The organism is Rhodococcus sp. P1Y, from assembly GCF_003641205.1.
Classification (GTDB): Bacteria; Actinomycetota; Actinomycetes; order Mycobacteriales; family Mycobacteriaceae; genus Rhodococcoides.
This window is the reverse complement of sequence record NZ_CP032762.1, coordinates 1,636,318-1,655,427: the sequence shown is the minus strand read 5'-3', so window position 1 is coordinate 1,655,427 and position 19,110 is coordinate 1,636,318. Positions and strand designations below refer to the sequence as shown.

16 protein-coding genes are annotated in these 19,110 nt (G+C 59.8%); 4 read left to right on the top strand and 12 right to left on the bottom strand.

Annotated features, from left to right (window positions below; all coding sequences use genetic code 11):
• Positions 1–8: 8 nt before the first annotated feature.
• The gene (locus D8W71_RS07790) at positions 9–785 is read right to left on the bottom strand and encodes an SGNH/GDSL hydrolase family protein (protein WP_121112420.1); all 777 of its coding nucleotides are present in this window, start codon (positions 783–785) and stop codon (positions 9–11) included.
• Positions 786–876: 91 nt separating this feature from the next.
• On the opposite strand from D8W71_RS07790, the gene D8W71_RS07785 reads away from it, so the two are divergent.
• From D8W71_RS07785 to D8W71_RS07770, 3 genes are all read left to right on the top strand, one after another.
• Positions 877–1,443 (top strand): PadR family transcriptional regulator, encoded by a 567-nt coding sequence (locus D8W71_RS07785; RefSeq protein ID WP_121112419.1) that lies wholly within the window; start codon positions 877–879, stop codon positions 1,441–1,443.
• 86 nt (positions 1,444–1,529) lie between these two features.
• On the top strand, positions 1,530–1,934 hold the full coding sequence (locus tag D8W71_RS07780; RefSeq protein WP_121112418.1) for a nuclear transport factor 2 family protein: 405 nt from the start codon (positions 1,530–1,532) through the stop codon (positions 1,932–1,934).
• A 209-nt stretch (positions 1,935–2,143) separates the two neighbouring features.
• Positions 2,144–3,217, top strand: a complete 1,074-nt coding sequence (locus tag D8W71_RS07770; RefSeq protein ID WP_201265290.1) for an MFS transporter — start codon at positions 2,144–2,146, stop codon at positions 3,215–3,217.
• Here D8W71_RS07770 and D8W71_RS07765 read toward each other — a convergent pair.
• From D8W71_RS07765 to D8W71_RS07730, 8 genes are all read right to left on the bottom strand, one after another.
• A complete protein-coding gene (locus D8W71_RS07765; RefSeq protein WP_201265289.1) occupies positions 3,196–4,566 on the bottom strand; it encodes an amidase in 1,371 nt (456 codons plus the stop codon). The genes D8W71_RS07770 and D8W71_RS07765 overlap by 22 nt on opposite strands.
• A complete protein-coding gene (locus D8W71_RS07760; RefSeq protein WP_153275340.1) occupies positions 4,563–5,861 on the bottom strand; it encodes a DUF1116 domain-containing protein in 1,299 nt (432 codons plus the stop codon). The genes D8W71_RS07765 and D8W71_RS07760 overlap by 4 nt, the downstream gene beginning before the upstream one ends.
• A complete protein-coding gene (locus D8W71_RS07755) occupies positions 5,858–6,745 on the bottom strand; it encodes an alpha/beta fold hydrolase (RefSeq protein ID WP_121112414.1) in 888 nt (295 codons plus the stop codon). The genes D8W71_RS07760 and D8W71_RS07755 overlap by 4 nt, the downstream gene beginning before the upstream one ends.
• Before the next feature lie 44 nt (positions 6,746–6,789).
• Positions 6,790–8,313, bottom strand: coding sequence for a sodium:solute symporter family protein (locus tag D8W71_RS07750; protein ID WP_121112412.1), 1,524 nt, complete (start codon positions 8,311–8,313; stop codon positions 6,790–6,792).
• 507 nt (positions 8,314–8,820) lie between these two features.
• Positions 8,821–9,825 (bottom strand): helix-turn-helix transcriptional regulator, encoded by a 1,005-nt coding sequence (locus D8W71_RS07745; protein WP_153275339.1) that lies wholly within the window; start codon positions 9,823–9,825, stop codon positions 8,821–8,823.
• A gap of 273 nt (positions 9,826–10,098) precedes the next feature.
• Entirely contained in the window at positions 10,099–11,094 is a 996-nt protein-coding gene (locus tag D8W71_RS07740) for an SMP-30/gluconolactonase/LRE family protein (RefSeq protein ID WP_153275338.1), read from the bottom strand.
• 109 nt (positions 11,095–11,203) lie between these two features.
• Positions 11,204–11,656, bottom strand: a complete 453-nt coding sequence (locus D8W71_RS07735) for a nuclear transport factor 2 family protein (RefSeq protein ID WP_121118779.1) — start codon at positions 11,654–11,656, stop codon at positions 11,204–11,206.
• A 20-nt stretch (positions 11,657–11,676) separates the two neighbouring features.
• Positions 11,677–12,738, bottom strand: coding sequence for a Glu/Leu/Phe/Val dehydrogenase family protein (locus tag D8W71_RS07730; RefSeq protein WP_121112406.1), 1,062 nt, complete (start codon positions 12,736–12,738; stop codon positions 11,677–11,679).
• 242 nt (positions 12,739–12,980) lie between these two features.
• Here D8W71_RS07730 and D8W71_RS07725 point away from each other — a divergent pair, with 242 nt between their 5' ends.
• The gene (locus D8W71_RS07725; protein WP_201265288.1) at positions 12,981–13,730 is read left to right on the top strand and encodes a GntR family transcriptional regulator; all 750 of its coding nucleotides are present in this window, start codon (positions 12,981–12,983) and stop codon (positions 13,728–13,730) included.
• A gap of 67 nt (positions 13,731–13,797) precedes the next feature.
• Here the strand turns inward: D8W71_RS07725 and D8W71_RS07720 are convergent, their stop codons facing one another.
• From D8W71_RS07720 to D8W71_RS07710, 3 genes are read right to left on the bottom strand one after another with little or no spacing between them, the layout of a single operon-like run.
• A complete protein-coding gene (locus D8W71_RS07720) occupies positions 13,798–15,159 on the bottom strand; it encodes an MFS transporter (RefSeq protein ID WP_121112404.1) in 1,362 nt (453 codons plus the stop codon).
• Between the two features lie 51 nt (positions 15,160–15,210).
• Entirely contained in the window at positions 15,211–16,941 is a 1,731-nt protein-coding gene (locus D8W71_RS07715; RefSeq protein WP_121112402.1) for a hydantoinase B/oxoprolinase family protein, read from the bottom strand.
• Positions 16,938–19,052, bottom strand: a complete 2,115-nt coding sequence (locus D8W71_RS07710; protein WP_121112400.1) for a hydantoinase/oxoprolinase family protein — start codon at positions 19,050–19,052, stop codon at positions 16,938–16,940. The genes D8W71_RS07715 and D8W71_RS07710 overlap by 4 nt, the downstream gene beginning before the upstream one ends.
• Positions 19,053–19,110: the final 58 nt, after the last annotated feature.

The window sequence follows — 19,110 nt, the reverse complement described above, 5'->3', positions numbered from 1 at the left end:
TTCGGGCTCTACCCGAGTACCGAGGTCAGCTCCGGCCGCTTGGCTGTGCGACTGTCGCCTGACGAGCGTCTGCGGACTCGGCGAGTCAACCACGGCGCGAGGAACATCCCGGCCCAGGTGAGGTCGGCACGAACGCGCGACAGCCGGCGTGGCCGGGCCAGCGGTGCCAGGGGGTGATTCCATGCGTCGGTGGCACCCGGCAGACCGAGCGCGTAGGCGGCGGCCGCGCCAAGCCGCGCGTGTCCCGTCTCGTTCAGATGCAGACGGTCCCAACTCCACAGCCGAGGATCCGACGCCACGTCGTGCCGCTCGAGGTCGATCACCACGACACCGAATTCTTCTGCAACCTTGCGGATTTCGGCGTTCAGCTCGGTCATACGCCGCGCGATGACCGTCCTACCGGGGACCGGGTGAGCAAGACGCGGAAACGTCATGGTGATCACGGTGCAGTCGGCCGACCTCAACGCGGCGAACATTGCGCCCACTTCACTTGCCACGGTCCGCGCATCGAACTGCGGACGCAAAATGTCGTTGACCCCGGCAGCGACGGACGCGACCGTCGGCTTCAACGCCAAAGCAGCCGGCAACTGCTCGGCCCTGACCTCCGCGGCCTTACGTCCACGCACCGCGAGGTTGGCATAAACAGCCCCGTCCGCGCCCTCGGCCATGTGCTCGGCGAGCCGATCGGCCCATCCACGAAAGCCCGATGTGTCGTCGCCGTCGTTCAGCCCCTCCGTCTGACTGTCCCCGAGGGCTACATACCGCACCTGATCCTCTTGCTTCACTCAGTCCACTCCCTTTCGCGAAAGTTTAATATACAACAAATTGACTATTACGAGGACGTTGAGTCGCCTGGCGACGGGTACTGTCCGGATCATGTCGCTACGTGATGCCGTGCTCGCTGCGCTGGTCGACGGGGAGATGTCGGGTTACGACCTGTCCAAAGCGTTCGACGCAACCGTCGCCAACTTCTGGACCGCCACTCCCCAACAGCTCTACCGCGAGCTCGACCGAATGGATCGAGACGAGGTGATCTCGGCGAGACTCGTCGAGCAGGACGGCCGACCCAACAAGAAACTGTTCAGCCTCACCGACAAGGGTTGGGCGGCACTGCGCCTGGTCAGTCACAGGAAGTCGAAACTCCCTGCCATTCGGGACGAGCATCTGGTGGCAATTCACGCCCTCGAAGCCGGCGACCTCGAGCCGATGACCGACGCGATCAGAGAACGAATACAGCTCTCGCGGGACAAGCTCGCTCGGTACGACAGATTGGCGCACCGCCTGCTCGACGGACGTACCGAGACCGACTTCCTGGCGACCGCCGATCGCATCGGCCCGTACCTCACTCTGATGCGGGGACGGATGTTCGAGGAAGAGTCGCTTCGCTGGGGTGCCCGCGTCCTCGACGTGCTCGCCGCGCGCGCTGAACGCCGCAAAACCTGATCGATAGTCACAAAGTTGTGTATCGTTCGCCGGTAGCAACTCGATCATGGGCCGCCCCGGTCCCGGCCTCACTCAGGAGATGACGCGTGCAACTGTTCCGACAAGCCGTCGAGGCCAACGACCACGAGACCATAGCCTCCACCCTCGCCGAGGACGTCGTCTTCAGCTCCCCCGTTGCCTTCAAGCCGTATCACGGAAAACAAACGACCGCGGCGATACTGCGCGCCGTCACGCGCGTCTTCGAGGACTTCCGCTACGTCCGAACCGTCGAGGACATCGGCGGCAGTGATCACGTCCTGTTTTTCGAGGCCCGCATCGACGACGTGACCATCCACGGCTGCGACATCCTCCACCTGAACTCCGAGGGCCTGATCGACGACTTCACCGTGATGGTGCGTCCCCTGTCGGCGGCACAGGCACTTTCGAAGAGGATGGCCACCGAGTTCGCGGTCGAAATGGGCTCGATCGGTTCCGCAGACAAGAACGGCTGACGCGGACCTCGTCACGTCCGTGAAGTTTGCGTCCGACTCGGATTCACCCGCTGCGGCCGTGCTCTACCACTTCGCGAGACCTAGTGCCGCTCAAAGATATTCGCGCGAATCCCGAAACGTCTGCACAACGCCCCGTCCCGCGACGGCTCGGTACCGACTGATCTGATCGTCATCGAGGAGGTCGAGTACGGTGCTGGAATCTGCGTCTGTTGACCCCGATTGCCGATGACCTGCGAGTCTCGGAAGCGTTGGTGGGCCAGGCTGTCACAGTCACGGCTGTAGCAGCAATGCTCTCCGGGCTTCTGACGGCGAGCTTGACCAACAGAGTAGATCGGCGAATCGTTCTGCTGGGATTCACGGGGTTGATGACCGTCTCCAATGCGTTTGCGGCCCTGGCACCGAATATGGCGACACTCTTGGCGATGCGGATCTTGCTCGGTATAGCGTTGGGTGGATTCTGGAGCATGGCGGCAGCTACAGCGATGCGGCTCGTACCGCCAACGTTGGTACCTCGCGCCGTGTCCATCATTTTCAGCGGTATAGCCGTAGCGACCATCGTGGCTGTTCCCCTCGGCAGCTATCTCGGTGAACTGTCTGGGTGGCGTAGCGCCTTCTGGGCAACGACCGCCCTCGGGCTCGCGACCTTCGTCTTCCAACTGTTCGCGTTGCCGCGGATGCGACCGCAAGGAGCCGCGCAGTTGAGAACCCTGTGGGCTGTACTCGCACACCCGGGATTTTCGATCGGAATTGTCGGCATGCTGCTCGTCCACGTCGGACACTACGCACTGTTCACCTACATCCGCCCTGCGCTCGAAACACTCGTCGACGTCGAGTCGTCCACTCTGGCAGTGCTGTTGTTCGCCTTCGGCGTCGCGAACCTCGTAGGCACACTGCTCGCCGGATGGCTCATCGAACACAGTCTGCGTCTGACGTTGACACTGACACCCCTCTTGATCGGGATAGCTGCCCTCGGTCTTGCACTACTACCCGAAATTCAGGGCTTGTCTATATCTCTGGTTATTCTCTGGGGCCTCGCGTTCGGCGGAGTGTCGGTAGCTTGGTCGAACTGGGCCACACGCACAGTGCCGGACAAAGCCGAACGCGCCGGGGGAATCGTTGTTGTCGGCGTCCAGTCTGGTATCGCTGCGGGTGCCGCCGCCGGGGGTGCGACCTTCGGTATCGGTGGAGTCACAACCGTCTTCACGGTGTTCGGCATTGTCTTGATCGCGTCGGCACTGTTCATCTCGTTGTCCTTCAAGTCTCAACCACGTTCAGGTCGCTGAGTCTCCAGGTGCGCGGCGAACGACAAGAGCTCGGCTTCGGCATGCGCACGCCCAACGATCTGGAGTCCAACAGGAACACCGTCGACATCGGCTGCCGGAATGGACACTGCCGGCAGACCGAGAAGGCTCCACGGTGCGGTGAGCGCAAGCAAGCCAGCAGGGACATCGACCTCTCGATCGCCGATGATCGCCCTACGGCTGAACAGCGCCGGCACCGAGAACGGAATCGTCGGCAGTACCAGGAAGTCGACCGTCGCCAGCAGTTGAGCGGCGCGTACACGTACTTGTTCACGGACAGAGAGTGCCTGGGACAGTTGCGCGTTCGTATACGCGCCGCCCATCTCCAGACGCGCGCGAACCTCCGAGCCGTACAGCTCAGGTGCACTGTCGAGCCGCTCGGCGTGAACGCCGTGAGCCTCGCGCCCCTGAATGACACGGTAAGTGTGCAGTAGCTCGTCAGCACCGGGAAGATCCACTTCGTCGGTGACCAACGATGCGACCAGATCCCGCGTTGATCTGACGACCGAGTCCTGCGCGGGATGAAAGGCCTGCGGCGACAGCCAACCGACACGCGCGACGGCAGTCATCTCAGTGCGAGCCGTAAAGCCGTCGATCAACGCCGACAGCACAGCGCGGGCGTCAGCAACTGCACCGGCCAGAACGCCGACGGTGTCCATCGATTCCGCCAGTGGATAGACACCGCTCGACTCGATGGCACCCTGAGTCGGACGAACACCGACCACTCCGCAACATGCTGCCGGAATGCGCACGGAACCGCCGGTGTCGGTACCCAGGGCGAACGGGACGATGCCAGCGGCTACCGCTGCCGCTGAACCGCTGCTCGACCCGCCTGCGATGTACCCCAACGCATGTGGATTTCTCGTCGGCCCGGTGGACGAACGGTCCCCCGTCGGACCATTCGCGAATTCGTGAGTTGTCGTCTTTCCAATCGGAATCGCACCCGCGCGCCTAAGGCGTGCGACAGATCCGGCGTCTCGATCTGCAATTCGATTCGCGAAGTGACGCGAACCGGCCGTTGTCGGCTGGCCTCGAACATCGATCATGTCCTTCACCGCCATGGGCACGCCGTGCAGCACACCACGATCGACGCCGTAAGCCAGCTCTCGATCCGCCTCGGCGGCAGTAGCACAAGCACCGTCACGATCGATGGTGACGAAGGCGTTGATCGCCGACTGCGAGCGCTCCGCCTCCTCGAGCGCGATGCCGACCAGGTCGCGGGAGGAAACCCGGCGAGCCCGAAGATCCGCAGCAAGATCCGCTATGGTCCTTCGGGCAAAGTAGCCGTCGACGAGTCTTTCCCGGCTGGCCGAACGCGGACCGTCCGTCACGGTGCCGTCGCTGCCTGGGCATCGAGGGCCTCGAGGGCCTCGAGGAAAGGTTCGACAGGCGCAATGAGCAAACCAGCGCCCGCGTGTCCGCCGCCGCGTAAAGCAGCACCCATGTGGATTCTCGGAGTCACCGACGTGGACGCCACACGCGCCGCGTCGATTCCGAATGGGGCACCTCGGAATGCGAGCGAAGGAATCCGCCACTGAGGATGCTCGGTGTGTGTTATTCCGTACATGGCCAGCGTGGTCTCGACCATGGATTCCGCTGATCCCCCGCTGTAGTCCTGCAGAGAGAAAGCGGCGGCCGCGGAGAGCCCTCCGAGCCCAACGGTCTCGGTGATCAAGCTCTCTCCACCCATGAACGCCGTGTCCTCGGCGGTGATTCCGTCGAAATATTTGGCGCGCAAGGGTGGAATCGGTGCGCGGAACCATCGCTTGCCGGTTCCGGCAGTTCGAATCGCGAACTCTCTCTCGTTCAGCGCCATTGCGGTCACAATGCTGCTGTGCGGCGTACCGACCGCAGCGTCGGCGATGCTCTTGCCTGTCGCCATGGCAACATGCAAGAAGAACAGGTCGTTTCGGCTCAGGAAGTCGAGTACCTCGCGCGCGGCCCCGCTCGAACCCTCGGCATCCAAAATGGGCCCGTACAACTGTTGGAAGAGAACGGCTGTCGCCGCCGTGTTACGACTGTGCAGATCATCCCCCATCCCGAGCGCACGACGAATGATCGGACTGACTCGTACCCCGCCTCCATACCGCAACGCCGCAGACAGGATGGGACCGAGCACATCCTTGATCCACACGAGTTGTCGGTGCACGGCCTCGTTCCAGACCCCGTAGGTCAGCCTCTCTCGAGCGCCTCCTTCGTAGAGAACGCAATGACCACGTGATCCCGACACCTTGTCTTCGACGACGAGGACGGGCATCGACGCCGAAGTCACCCCGGTCACCGAGCCCACGCACCCGAAGTCGTGACAGGGCCTGACGAGGATATCTCCGTCGGTCAGTCGGGCATCTGCCTCCTCGAACGAGTCGGCGAGCCCCTCGAACAGTGCCGCTCCGAGTATCGCCCGACGCTGACCCCCTTCGTAGGCAGACCAAGGCAGGGGCGCTCCAGAAGTGAGAATCGTTCGACGAGTCATGCCAGGAAGTGCGTCGAGTGCCGGAACCACATCGATCAGAACAGGATCGGCATTCAGCATCGCCTTCAGCGAGATGTCGTTGGCTTCGGTTCTCTTGTCGAACAGTAGTTCTTGCACGGTCGTCACCTGCTGGTCGTTGGTCGCAGACGTCATGACCACTGACCGATGAAATCGAGTACGGCAGCGTTGACCTCGGCGGGCTTGGAGGCACTCAAGAAGTGGTGTCCGCCCGAGATGGTCTCGAGACGGGCTTCTCTCGAACGAGTGAGCAGTTTGATCTCCTGCTCCGCGTTTGCGACCGAGTAAACCTGGTCGGAGGTGCCGTGCAGCCAGAGGACTGGTTGCGTCACTTCGTCGAGCCGTCCGTACAGCCCGTCGCGATCACGGAGATTGACCGTGCACAGCCGCAACCGATGCCGGCCGGCATCCCCAGCATAGTTTGTTCGGTAGATCTCGAGCCACGACGCTCGCTCTTCCGGGGACAAGCCGCCCAACGCAGCGTCGAATGTCGAGTCCACGAAATCATCAGGTACCAACCAGTTATCGTCGACAGTTTCCGCGTAGGAGTCGATGTACGGCGAGCAGAACGCGGGCCCGTCCCAGCATCCGAGGTCGCGGCTGCGCTGACTTTCGATATCCATGGATGTGCCCAAGGGGATCAGCCCCTGCACCACCTCAGGTGCTAACAGAGCCATGCGCGTGGCAATCCAACCGCCCTGCGAAGTGCCCAGCACGAATGCCGAGGAAATGTCCAGCGCAGCAAGTACCTGTAGGTTCGCGATTGCGCTGTCCCAGTAGGTGAAGTGCTGGTATGTCGATCGTGTTCGGCCGTGACCGTAAGGTTCCAACGCCAACAGATTGACGGCGTCGTTCAATGCGGAATCGGAAAACTGAGGGCGATAGAGCTCTGCGGATGTCGTGTACGAATTAATCATGACCACGGTCGGCAGCTCCGGGTTGTACGGGCGCCCGAAGGTCGCCCCTATCAGCGAACCACCCAGGTGGGGTACGGCTATGGTTTGTTCTGACGCACTCATCGAATCTATCCTTTTGTTGCAGAAGCAGTTCGGGTAAAGATGGGCTACAGCGACGGCGCTCTGACCGCAGGAACCGGGTCCGGAGCTTGCTCGCGCGCCGACCGGAAGAGCTGATCGACTCGGTCCAACTCTGTCCGGTCGCTCGGTCGAACAAGGCTGACGATCACGAAGACCAGCAGATTGACGACCAGACCGACGAGGCCGGAACCCAGTCCTTCGAGCCACGGCACTGCGCCGCCGTTGTCCATGTAGGGAACAGTCAGCGCGAGCGCGATCGCCGCACCGACGAGCAGGCCCGCTATGGCGCCGTCTCGGTTGCCCCGGCGCCAGACAAGTCCGCCGAAAATCGGCACCGCCAATTGGATGATGGCTTGGTAGGCCAATTGTGTAACGCCCGCCAGGTTGGGCGAATCATAGATTCTGTAAGCGATCACTGCGGCGATCACTGCGGTGACAGCCATCGCGGCCTTCGCGAGATAGAGCTCCTGCTTGTCCCTCAGTGGATGAACGACGGCGACGATGTCGTTCGCAACTTGAGTGCCGATGGCTTGGGTGACGCCGTCGACGAAGCCCATTCCTGCGGCGAACACTATGACGAGCGCAGCGGCCAGCAACCACGTACCACCGGCGTTCTGCGACAACGCGAAAAATGACGAGACCGGGTTCGCCGCGGCGAACGAAAGCGGTGCGGCGCACAGCGCGACGAGCATGAGGAGCACACAGAATACGAAGCCTATCGCCATCGTCTGAAGTGAACCCTTCTTGACCTCACGGACACTTGCCGCCGTGTAGATACGGGTGAAAATCATCGGCCAGCATAGGCTTCCGATGATTCCGGCCGCCACGATGCCGAAGTAGTAGAGGCCGCCTTCGGCTGAACCGAAGCCGGGCAAACTCAGTTGCGAGTCGGTCAACTGCCCGATGTTCGACACGCCGCCGAAGTAGAAGAACAGCAGACCCAGGCACAGAACAGCTGAGCCGATGTAGGCAACAACGCCTTGGACCATGTCGGTAACTATGAGACCTCTCATGCCCATCTGGACCGTCCAGAACTGACGCACGACCAGCACCGCGATCCCGATCAGGATGGAATCGGCATCGGAAAGTTTCCCAAGCGATGCCCACTGAATTACCGCCCCCATTGCTATGAGACCCAGGACCAGCCAAGGGACGAGAGCGACGACGCTGATGGCACTTCCGATCAGCTTCAGAGCCCGGCTGTCGTACCGCAGGTCCAGAAGGTCGGCCTGGGTGCGAAGATCGAACTTTTTGCCCCACTTCCATACTGGCCGCGCGATGAAGTACATCGCGAGAACACCGAGGACGGAGTAGACGAGAAAGTACAAACCGATCACCCCGCTGGCAACTGTCAGGCCGAACACCGCCGTGAATGTCGATCCAGGCCACCAAGAATTGGTGTACGCCATCGAAACGAACCAACTACTGAACGAACGCTCCCCGACTGCATAGTTACTGAACGTTGCAACACTTCGCCGGGTCTTGGAGACATGAAGGACACCCACGATCAGTAGGAAAAAGACGCTCAAGGCGCCGAACGTGATGATCATCAGTCGACAACCCCTCGTCGACACTCGGAGACCCAGAGCCCTGTGGTCGCCGCGATTGCAGCGGCAGACACCAAGATCAAATACCACACCGACACTGGCAGCCCGAACACCAAACCGTGCTGGCGTGACAATGCGATGTAAACAGGGGGCAATAGCGCGATCGCATTTACCACAGCGAACAACGCAATGAACACGCCGTTCTCAGGTAAGGACCGCCGGAACATATCGGTGCGTTTCACTTCTACCTCTTCGTCTCAGCGGGTCGTTGTCATGGCGACCGTCGTGTACGGCTAGGTGAAGAGCGTATGAACTGCAGAGGCACTCTGAACATCGGTCAGTTGACGTATCCTGCAAATGAGTACGGATGAGATTCCACCCGTCGAAAAGGGCATCACAGGACCAAAACTATTCCCTAACAAGGATACTGGCGGGATCATCCAGGCAGGCGAAGCTTCGCCACCGAACGCAGAGCAACGCTCCACTGTCGGGAACCGCGCTCAGCGGTCGTCACATCTCGCTGGCGAGCAACAGACCTGCCTCGACTGCAATGGCGGCAAGCTGCACCCGCGACTGGCTGCCGAGTTTCACGAGGAGATGCTCGACATGGGTCGAGACGGTTCGGGGGCTGATGAACAACTGTTTTGCAATCTGTGGGTTCGAGTAGCCCTTGGTGACCCAGTGAAGGATCTGCACTTCTCGACAGCTCAGTCCAAGCGGCCACTGCGTCTGGCGTTCTACGACCACCACGCTGGTTCCGGATCCGACCGACAGTTCGATCCGATGACAGGAACCGTCCGGTTCTGCCCACAAATACTGCGCAGGACGGCCGGCCCACCTCAGTGCTACCGACGCTAACCACGGGCGCGCCCGTTCCCCGAGAATCTGTCCTGCCGTGTAGCCGGGCAGCTCGGACAACGCGCCAGTATCGGTAACAAGCACGGCATGCGATGCACTTCCAGCACGCTGGGCAGCGCCATGCGCGCTTCCCAACAGATCGCAAATGTCCGCGAGTAGCGGCCGAAAACTCTCGATCACCCGCAGAGCCTCGTCACTTGCGTCCTTGGCGTGCGCCCAGCTCACGTGAAGTGCGCCGGTGTACCGGCCGCTGGGCAATCTCAGGCACATGGTTGCGCCCTCCCTGAACCCCGCGGGAATCAGGAACCCTTCGGCTGACTGGGTCTCTGCGAACGGTATGTGCCAATCTCGTTGCAAATCCAACCAACGAAGTGCGTGGGGTACCTGGGTATGCAACAACTGGAACCCCGGATTGCCGTCTACGAATGCATCGTTCATGTGTTCGTCGAGTGCTGCTGTGTAGCCTTCGCTGGCCAAGGTGGCGTGCCGATGGGTTCCCGATCCTGCGTCCCAGGCAGTCAACGCATAACCATCCCACGGAATCAGATCACGTAGAACGCGCATCGCGGCGTCAGCACGTCTACCGGAATCTTCCGGCCGCGCCGTCTGGACATCACCTGGCGCAACCATGGCCGGGAGCATCGCTCGGATCTGCATGCCGTCCTCCTGGATACTCGTGCTCTGAGTATGCACCGGTCGCTGCCGTATCGTCAGCCGAGTAGACGCTCGGTAAAGATACCTCGGCGACCCGGAGCAAGGGTTTTGGCTCTGATCGAACACGTCAGCACCTGCTGCTCGCCGGAGTTCTGCGCTCGAAGTGTCAGCTCCGGATCACGGGCACGCAGTGATGGGCAGGTTTGGGGTCGGACGCATCAGGGGCGGTGGAGTCCGTGATTGTGAGTGTGCGGTCGACACCGACTACTACGGCAGTCAGGGATGCGCCCTGGTCGTTACCTCGCTTTCAAGGAAGACGATGGCAGGGTGGTGTTCTGTGCCCAGAAGTCCGAGGTTGGTTGTCAAGACGCCTGACTGAGTAATCGCTATTGCGGTCGGTCCGTCGAGACCGTCGGCGGATGTCCCGAGTGCGGTGTGCTCTCCCGTTGCATCGACACGGATCACGGCATTGTCGGGATGAACGGCGAGGTAGAAGGCACCGCTGCTGTCGATTGCGAAATCGTCTATTGCGTGACCAGATACAAGCACTTCTGGGGAGCTGGATCCTCGCTCCGAAAGCGGAATCCGAAGTAGAGTTCTCTGTGCTGTATTGGATGCGTATAGGTGGTTGTCGAAGACTTTGAGACCGTTGACGCCTGATGCCGCGATCGGGTCTGCTGAGGATGTCGGCTCGAGTGTTGGGTCATCGAGCCAGATGTTGAAAGACGGTTGACCCGGACTGACACTCAGTATCTTCCCGTTGACGGAGTCGGCGGCGAACAAAGTCCCATCATTGCCGAAAGTAATACCGTTCAAACCGGCATCGGGTGCGGCGGCCGCGTATCGAGTCCAGGCGCCGTCTGCGGCTCGGCGCCATACTCCCGCCACCGACTCGTCTTTACTCCGAACAGCTACGTACAAGCGGCCTTCGACGTCCTGGGCTACTCCCAGAGTGACTGCATCCGAGCTTCCGGGAACAACTTTTTCGGTATGTCCATCGGACCACCACACAGTATTGTTCAGAAGAGTCGCAACGAACTCACGGCTGGAGCTATCGGTTGTAACGATGTTCTCCGGGGTGTCGCCCCGAGCATAATCGAAAGAATGTACGATGTGGCTCTCGCCATTTTCGACGTCCGAGCCGCTATCAAGCGCACTCGCCTCCGGCCCGTTGCTGAACTCTCTGTCAGACTGTTCGGACGTACACCCCGCGGCAGAAAAAACTATCGTCAGGACTGTCGCCAGAGAGATCCCGATATGTGTAATCTTCATGGTCACTTCTTCCCTATGTAGGCCTCTACCTGTGGAACCTCTCCGCGTCCAAGATCGATGCTCAACGCGAAGGCTGTATCACTTGTCGATACCAAATAGTCGACTGCCCCTAAATGGACGGCGTGAAGAAGAATGTATCTCGCTCGGTAATGAGGCCTTGCTCATTGAGAGAAAAGAAATCAGAGAATCTGACGTTGACTTGCGATCCAGATTTCAGTTTTCCTTCGAAGCACCCCACTACTGCTGCGGAGCGATCTTGTTTTATCACGCATGTGATCTGGTGGCTTCCGTGTTCGATTACCCTTACGCCGTTGTAAAACGACCTGAGCATGGACTTTCCATTCAGAGGTTCGTAGCCCGGTCGGCGGTAGATTGCCTGGTCGTCGAAGAGAGCGAGCATGTCCTCGACACGGTTTGCATCGACTAGCTCGTAGTACGAGCGAACCACAGATTCGGGACCGTGTTCTACCGAGTGATTATCAAAGGGTGTTGCATGAGCTGGGAGTGGTGCGCCGCTCCCTGCAGCATGTTCGTGTCGGTGACCACCATCGGTAGATGCCATGTGCGCAGGCCTGCTCTCGATCACGTGCGGGCTGCGATTTCGCGTTGAACTCGGCCGGCTTCGATTCTACTCAATGCATACTGTTGCGCAGCTTGGACAGTCGTCAACGTCGAATCACGCGCCGTTCCAAGGATATCCCTCACTCGTTCACCGATGCCGGCCAACGCTGCTCGCCTTTCAGCATCGGTCCTTCCACGATGCCGACCGTCTACGTCTATTACTCCCCCGGCGTTGGCCAAGAAGTCTGGTACGTAGACAATTCCGCGGTCCTTCAGCGTCTGGGCGACGGAATCGTCGGACAATGTATCGTTCGCTGCTCCGGCAATGACTCGACATTTGATGCGTTCGGCCGTTCTCTGGTCAACCACGCGCGCAATTGCGCACGGCGCAAAAACATCACAGTCGACCTCAGCTGGAATCGAGTCCACGATGACCTTTGCTCCCAACTCGGCCGCGAGGGTTTCTACTCGATCGCGGTCGGTGTCTGCCAGCGACAGTCGTGCGCCCGCTTTCGCTAGATCCCGCGCGAGGCCCTCACCGACATGACCGACGCCCTGAATGAAGACGTGGACGTCCGTGAGGCTTTCACACAGCTGCACGGAGGCTACAGCTGCCCGGATAGCGTGCAGAACTCCTGTCGCGGTGGCAGGCGAAGGATCATCGTCAACCCATAGAACCTCGGCTCCGCCCTCGATCATCCATTTCAAGTCGTCCGTGGTTGTACCCATGTCGACTCCGGGCATGTACGCGGAACCGGTACGCGCGATGAACTGCCCGTACCGTCTCATGAAGGCCGGACGATCGGATACCGGTTCGGGTCCTGCGAAAAGAACGGACTTTGCGCCCCCGTAGTTCAAACCGGCGGCCGCGTTTTTGTAGGTCATGGCTCGTGCGAGTCGCTGCGCTTCGGTTATACCGGCCTCCGCCGATGGATACGATTTGAAGCGAACGCCTCCGAAGCCGTTGCCCAGGGTCGTGTCGTCGATCGCAATTGCAGCACGGAGGCCGAGACTGTCGTCGCGGCACAAGATCAATTGCTCACTGGACCAGGTGCCGAAGGGCGACGTCGGTGTGGCAGTCATCGAGTTTGCTCCTTAGTTAGGAAGATGAGTGGGTTCAGATCTCACGAGGCTTATACAAAGATACTACGACCGGTTTATTCGTATATGCAATATTGCGAAGGCTTCGACTAAGCCGGACCCAGCCTCGACCAGGAGACCCCCTCGCTCGCACACACGTGGAGAGTCGCGGTCGTGCTCGGCGGGATCGGCTAGCTGATATCTTTTGGTGCGGAACTTTTCGTCGCATCTCGATCGAGGAGAAAATGGAAAAATTCCCTGAGTTGGTCGAGCCCATCAAAGGGCAGACATTGATGGATCAGGCGTATCACCGTTTGAAGCGGGACATCATCGAACTGCGACGACCGCCTGGTGACCAATTTACCGAGCAGGAGGTGGCGTCCGCATGGGGCTTGAGTAAGACGCCCGTCCGAGAAGCTCTGGCCCGGTTGCACCGCGACGGGTTGGTGGAACCGATCGCGCGGTCGGGGTATGTGGTGGCGCCGGTGACGCTTAGGGATGTATCGAACTTATGTGACATGAGAACGCTGTTACAGGGCGAGGCCGCCGCGAGGTGCGCTTACAACGGCTTGAGCCCAGATCGTCTCGCGCATCTGCGCGAGCTGGGGTCCGATGATGGGTACGGCCAGTTGGCGGGACCTCTGATGGCCGAACGATTGCGAGCCAATTTCGAGTTCGAGTCGATAATCGCCAATGGCTCGAGAAACGAGCGGTTGGCAGAGGCAATTGCCAGAATTTTCGACGAGATCGAGCGCGTGGCTCGAATTACCGTCCAGCTGGAGCCAGACATGCCACCTTGGCGAAGCGCCGAGCGTAAGGCGATCGTGGATGCAATAGCAGGTCGGGACCCGGATGCTGCGAGACTGGCGATGCAGAGTCGAACGGAGTCCGGCAAGCGAGAGATGCTCGATGCTTTGAGTAGGAGCCCGGAAGTATCGACAGCGCAGATATCCGTGCCGGTGCTGCCGGCAAACTCAGGAGCAGCTCCCGGGTAATTGTGTGGACAGCCTCGTAGCCAAGCCTGTCGTCCGGTCGGCGTACTCGGACGACAGGCCTGGGTGGTCAATCTAGTTTGATTGCAGTTGAGGCATTCGAAGGTTCTGCACCGATTCCCTCCGCTCGTCGACCCACGGTCAGGAGGATTCCAATTCCACCGACCATAACCGCGGCTATCAGCAACAGGGCGTAGTTGTAGCTGCCGGTCCGGTCTTCGATGAACCCGGTGACGTAGGGCGCAACCAGTCCACTGGTGTTGCTGACCGAGTTGATCAGGGCAATACCAGCGGCTGCCGCTGCCCCGCTGAGCGCAATTGCAGGAATTCGCCAGAACTGCGCAAAAGCTGAGTAAATTCCGGAGATGCTTACGCACACCGCGATGATGAACAAAATCCCGTTCTCCGCGAACGTTGCGGCTACAAGACCCGCGACTCCTACGCCCATCGGTACCGTCGTCGAGAATACCGCTGATCGATTGGTTCCGACCCGTCCCCAGATGATCATTGCAACCAGGGCGAAGAAGTACGGGATTGCAGCTAGCAGTACACCTGAAACGTCTCCGTCAGACCCGAGAGTCTTGTTGAGGGAGTCGATCATCGTGGGAAGGAAGAAAGCGAAAGGGTATATGCCGAAGACGACTGCAAAAAATGCCACGGCCAATGCCCAGATCCGGCCGCTGGTAAGCGCTTGACGCATTCCGGTCAAAGCCCCGTGAGCCGAATGTTGTTCGTTCTCGAGTTTGATCGTGCCGGCAATGTAGGCACGTTCGTTCGGGTTCAGCCACTTCGCATCGGACGGACGGCTTGGTAGGAGGATCAGGATAACGATTCCAACAACAACAGTCAGAATCCCCTCGACGACGAACAATGACCGCCAGCCAGATATTCCCATTAATTGTTCGCCCCATTTCAGGAATGTGGCAGCGATGGGGGCACCAACAATGTTGGAGATCGGAATCATCAGGAAGAAGGTCGACATTGCCCAAGCTCGCTGCTTCTTGGGAAACCAAAAGGTCAGGTACAGAATGATTCCGGCTGAAAGTCCAGCTTCTGCAATTCCCAATAATATGCGGGCGATGAAAAGTTGCGTCTGAGAGTGTACGGCTGCGGTTACGACGGTTACGAGGCCCCAGCTGATGATGATGCGTGAAATCCAGATTCGCCCCCCGAATCGTTCGAGCATCATATTACTGGGTACTTCCATCAGTATGTAACCGACGAAGAACAAGCTGCCTGCCAGCCCTAACGCAGCTGAGGTCAAGCCAAGATCAGCTGAGAGCGGTTTCGCGATGTAGCCGAGGTTGGCTCGATCGATGTAGCTGACAACAAAAGCCAAACCGACGAGCGGCATAATGCGAAAGCTCACTTTGCGCCACATTCGGCGCTCTTCGGTTGGTGTGAAATGGGGAAGAACCTTGCCATCAGTCATGGCGGAGGCCTTTCGGGCTAGTGGGGACTCGTATGAGTGAGGTGGGCGGTGTTACTTGCTTCTGGCGCGCTTGGTTTCTGCGTCGAGCAGGACCGGTTTGCCTTTCTGTACCTCTATGGCGACGCCGTAGTCTCGCAGTGCGCCTTCGACTGTCACTTTTCCTTCGAGAACGTCGTCGAGAACCAGCCTGGGTTCTCTGTCGTACGGATGCCCGTAGCCGCCGCCGGCGGCGGTGATGTGTCTATGTGTTGTGTCTTGTTCGATGACCAGGAACGGTTTGGTGTCCAGGATCTTCTGGTGATCGGTATCGCGGTCGAGGAGGTTCAGTGACGGTGCACCTTGGTGCCCTCCATGGAGGCCGTACGGCTGCGATGTGCGACGGTCGGACCGGATCTGCATCGTGGCCTCATCACAGAGGAGCGTCATATCGCGGAACAGAGACAGGCCGCCGCGGAACTGACCGGCACCGCCGGAATCTGGCACGAAACCGTACGCATCGATCCTTACATGGCCCGAGGATTCCACTTCCTCTACCGGAATGTTCGCCATGTTCGCCCCGAGTGGGCTGATGCCGTCGTTTCCATCGCCAGAACGTGTAGCGCCCCATGAGCCCATCATGAAGTCCCAGATGACCACCTGGGACCCATCCGGCTCAGTGATGCCGAGCGCGATCGAACCGGGACCTCCGTCACCTGCAGCCGGGACGTGGTCCGGCAGAGCCGGGGCAAGGGCGCCAAGCACCAGATCGACGAGACGGTAGGCAACCAGACCGCGGGCTCCGCGCGCAGAGGGTCGTTGGCCGTTGAGAATCGATGCTTCCGGGATGGTGAAGGTGAACGGACGATAGAAGCCGCTGTTGGCGGGGATGTTCGATCCCAGTGCGCCCTGAAGTGACGCATAGGAAGCCGATCGTGTGAAAGATTCTGTGGCGTTCAGCGCTGAGGCGACCTGGGGAGACGACCCGGTGTAGTCGAAATGAATGTCGGTTCCGGTGATCGTGATCTCGACTTTGAAGGGAATCGGTCCCGACCCGAGACCATCTTCGTCGATCTGATCTTCGAACCGATAGACGCCGTCTGGTGCGTCCTCGAGCGCAGCTCTGACCAGGGCTTCGGAGTAGTCCAGCAATTCGTCGATCAAGACCTCGTACTCGGGGACTCCGTATCGGGTCGCTAGTTCGATCAAGCCAGCGCCACCCGCGTGACACGCTGCCATCTGCGATTCCAAATCCCCACGCAACATCGACGGCTCGCGCACATTGCGCAGAATAATGTCGTAAAAGGTCTCGTTGACCGTTCCTGCTGCAATCAAACGAGATGGTGGGATCTGAATACCTTCAGCAAAGATGCTGGTCGATTGGGATGCCATGGACCCCGCGGACCATCCGCCTACATCGCTGTGATTGACCACTGTGACTACGTAGCCCAGGAGTGCTGCTTCGTAGAAGATCGGTGCGATGATAAAGATATCGGGCAGGTGCATACCGCCCTGACTTGGATCGTTGAGAATGTAGACGTCCCCGTCGGTGATCTCATCACCGAACACTCTCAGGACCGCGTCCATTGCGTCAGGAATTGATCCAAGGTGTACCGGACAGGTATTTGCCTGGGCAATGGTCCGACCGGACGCATCACACAGAGCGGCGGAAAAGTCCATACTGGACGCGACGATTTGGGAGTGCGCTGTCCGCAGAATAGTGATGGCCAGTTCGTCCGCAAGCCCCGATACGGCGTTGCGGAATACTTCGAAGGTCGCTGCGTCTCGTAGAATTCGCTTGGTCATTTGGATACCTCGGCGTTGTCCCAGTTGATAACAATGTTGTTGAACTTGTCTAGGTGTGCTGTCGCGCCCGGAGGAACGAGAGTCGTGGAGTCCATGTCCTCCACGACGAATGGTCCACTCACCGGGTCTGCTGTCAGATGTGCACGCCGCAGAATCGGGGTCTCGATATCTTCAGCGAAGCGGCAGGTTCTAGTCGACTGCTGGCCGGGATCCGTTGGCGGAAGCATCAGTGCCTTGTCGATGCCGATGGGATTGACGATCGATCCTCGGATTCGCAGATTGACGATCTCGACGAGATCGTCGCCGCTCGCGCGACCGTAGGTCTTGAAGTGCTCGGCGTGGAAGCGAGCGAACGCAGCAGCAATTAGATCTGTGTCGACAGTGCCGTCCGGAAGAGAAATCCGCAACTCGAAACGCTGGCCGCGGTACCGCATGTCGAGGAGTCGCTCGATAGAGACATCCTTCGTCGTGGACGAAGACAAACGATCGACGACCTCTTTCTCCAACGAGTCGAACTGATCGGCCAGAATCGCGACGTTGTCGAAGATCGAGGTGTAAGGGGCGACTACTTGATACTCGGTATCCGCAACAAGAAGCCCTAGGCTACTGAACAGGCCTGTGTGAACCGGAACGATGACCGTCTTGATTCCCAGTTCCCGCGCTAGTGCAGCACCGTAGAGTGGGCCGGCACCGCCGAACGCGACCATAACAGAATCACGGGGATCTCTCCCACGCTCGCTTGTTACAGCTTTTACCGCGGACGTCATGTTCGACACTGCGATTTCGTATGCGCCACGTGCTGTTTCGCGAACATCTTTGTTCACCTGATCGGCGATTTGCGAGAGCGCCTTGACTGCGAGGTCGGGACTGATGCCGACTCGGCCACCGGCGATCGACTCTGGATTGAGGTATCCGAGCACTACATTGGCGTCGGTCAATGTGGGGCGTTCGCCGCCCTGCCCGTAGCACGCGGGACCTGGTCGCGACCCCGCACTCTGGGGGCCCACGTGCATCGCGCCCGCAGTGTCGATGTTGATGATGCTGCCTCCGCCGGCGCCGACCTCAGCGATGTCGATAGAGGGCACCCGGATTGTGTATCCGGCACCCTTCCCCATGCTGCGAGTGATGTTCATGCCACCACCGACCTCGTAATCACTCGCCACGAATGGTCGCCCATTCTCGATCAACGACGCCTTCGCGGTGGTTCCTCCCATATCGAAGGCAACCACGTTGTCGAGGTCGAGCAGCTGAGCGAGCTTCTGCACCGCAATGACGCCCGCTGCGGGGCCGGATTCGATGATCTGTACCGGCTTTTCGGCAACAGCCTCTGCGTCGAGCAAGCCCCCAGAGGACTGCATGATCGAGAACGGGCAGTCGATGCCCCGGTCGTGAAGATTTCGACTCAGCTCTGTCACGTAGTTGTGCACCACCGGTCCCACATACGCGTTGACAGCTGCTGTACTCGTGCGCTCGAACTCTCCTTGCTCGGGCGAGATGTCCACCGATGCGGTGATATATACGCCGGGAAGCAGCTTCCGAAGCTTTCCAGCGACCGATCGCTCCTCTTCAGGGTTGACATGGGAGTTGACGAGACACACTGCTACCGCTTCGATTCCGTCCGCCGTCAACTGTGCGGCCAAGGTGTCGAGGTCGCTGTCCACAATTTGCGTCACGACCGCCCCGTCGAAACCGATCCGCTGAGTGAGTTCGTGGCGATCGCGCCGCTTGACGAGGGGCTCGGGCTTCTTCCATGACAGGTCATACAGCAGGGGGCGCCGCATTCGACCGATCTCGAGGACATCTTTGAAGCCCTTGGTCGTCACCACAGCGGTTCGAGCGCCTTGGCGTTCAAGGATCGCGTTGGTGGCCACGGTCGTTGCATGCAGGACGGCGGCCACATCGTGCGGCTGCACAGCGCCTGCGGCCAGCGCGTCAACGGCTCCGTCGATGACTCCGGTTCCGAAATCCGGCGGCGTAGAAAGAACTTTCACCGGGATGACACTTGCGTGCGGACCAAGCGCGATGACGTCGGTGAACGTTCCTCCGATGTCAGCGGCGATCAGCCAGCCAGGACCCTCCACTCCTCGAGTGAACCCAGATGTGTTTGTCATATGTATTCCTTAATGAGATTGATGCACTGCAGTCGGAACGTCGTTGATCGACTCCGAC

Coding starts and splice junctions, on each gene's coding strand:
- D8W71_RS07710 (WP_121112400.1), bottom strand. CDS start 19,052: ATGACAAACACATCTGGGTTCACTCGAGGAGTGGAGGGTCCTGGCTGG.
- D8W71_RS07730 (WP_121112406.1), bottom strand. CDS start 12,738: ATGACTGCCACACCGACGTCGCCCTTCGGCACCTGGTCCAGTGAGCAA.
- D8W71_RS07760 (WP_153275340.1), bottom strand. CDS start 5,861: ATGACGTCTGCGACCAACGACCAGCAGGTGACGACCGTGCAAGAACTA.
- D8W71_RS07750 (WP_121112412.1), bottom strand. CDS start 8,313: ATGATCATCACGTTCGGCGCCTTGAGCGTCTTTTTCCTACTGATCGTG.
- D8W71_RS07735 (WP_121118779.1), bottom strand. CDS start 11,656: ATGGCATCTACCGATGGTGGTCACCGACACGAACATGCTGCAGGGAGC.
- D8W71_RS07720 (WP_121112404.1), bottom strand. CDS start 15,159: ATGACTGATGGCAAGGTTCTTCCCCATTTCACACCAACCGAAGAGCGC.
- D8W71_RS07725 (WP_201265288.1), top strand. CDS start 12,981: ATGGAAAAATTCCCTGAGTTGGTCGAGCCCATCAAAGGGCAGACATTG.
- D8W71_RS07715 (WP_121112402.1), bottom strand. CDS start 16,941: ATGACCAAGCGAATTCTACGAGACGCAGCGACCTTCGAAGTATTCCGC.
- D8W71_RS07785 (WP_121112419.1), top strand. CDS start 877: ATGTCGCTACGTGATGCCGTGCTCGCTGCGCTGGTCGACGGGGAGATG.
- D8W71_RS07740 (WP_153275338.1), bottom strand. CDS start 11,094: ATGAAGATTACACATATCGGGATCTCTCTGGCGACAGTCCTGACGATA.
- D8W71_RS07745 (WP_153275339.1), bottom strand. CDS start 9,825: ATGCAGATCCGAGCGATGCTCCCGGCCATGGTTGCGCCAGGTGATGTC.
- D8W71_RS07755 (WP_121112414.1), bottom strand. CDS start 6,745: ATGAGTGCGTCAGAACAAACCATAGCCGTACCCCACCTGGGTGGTTCG.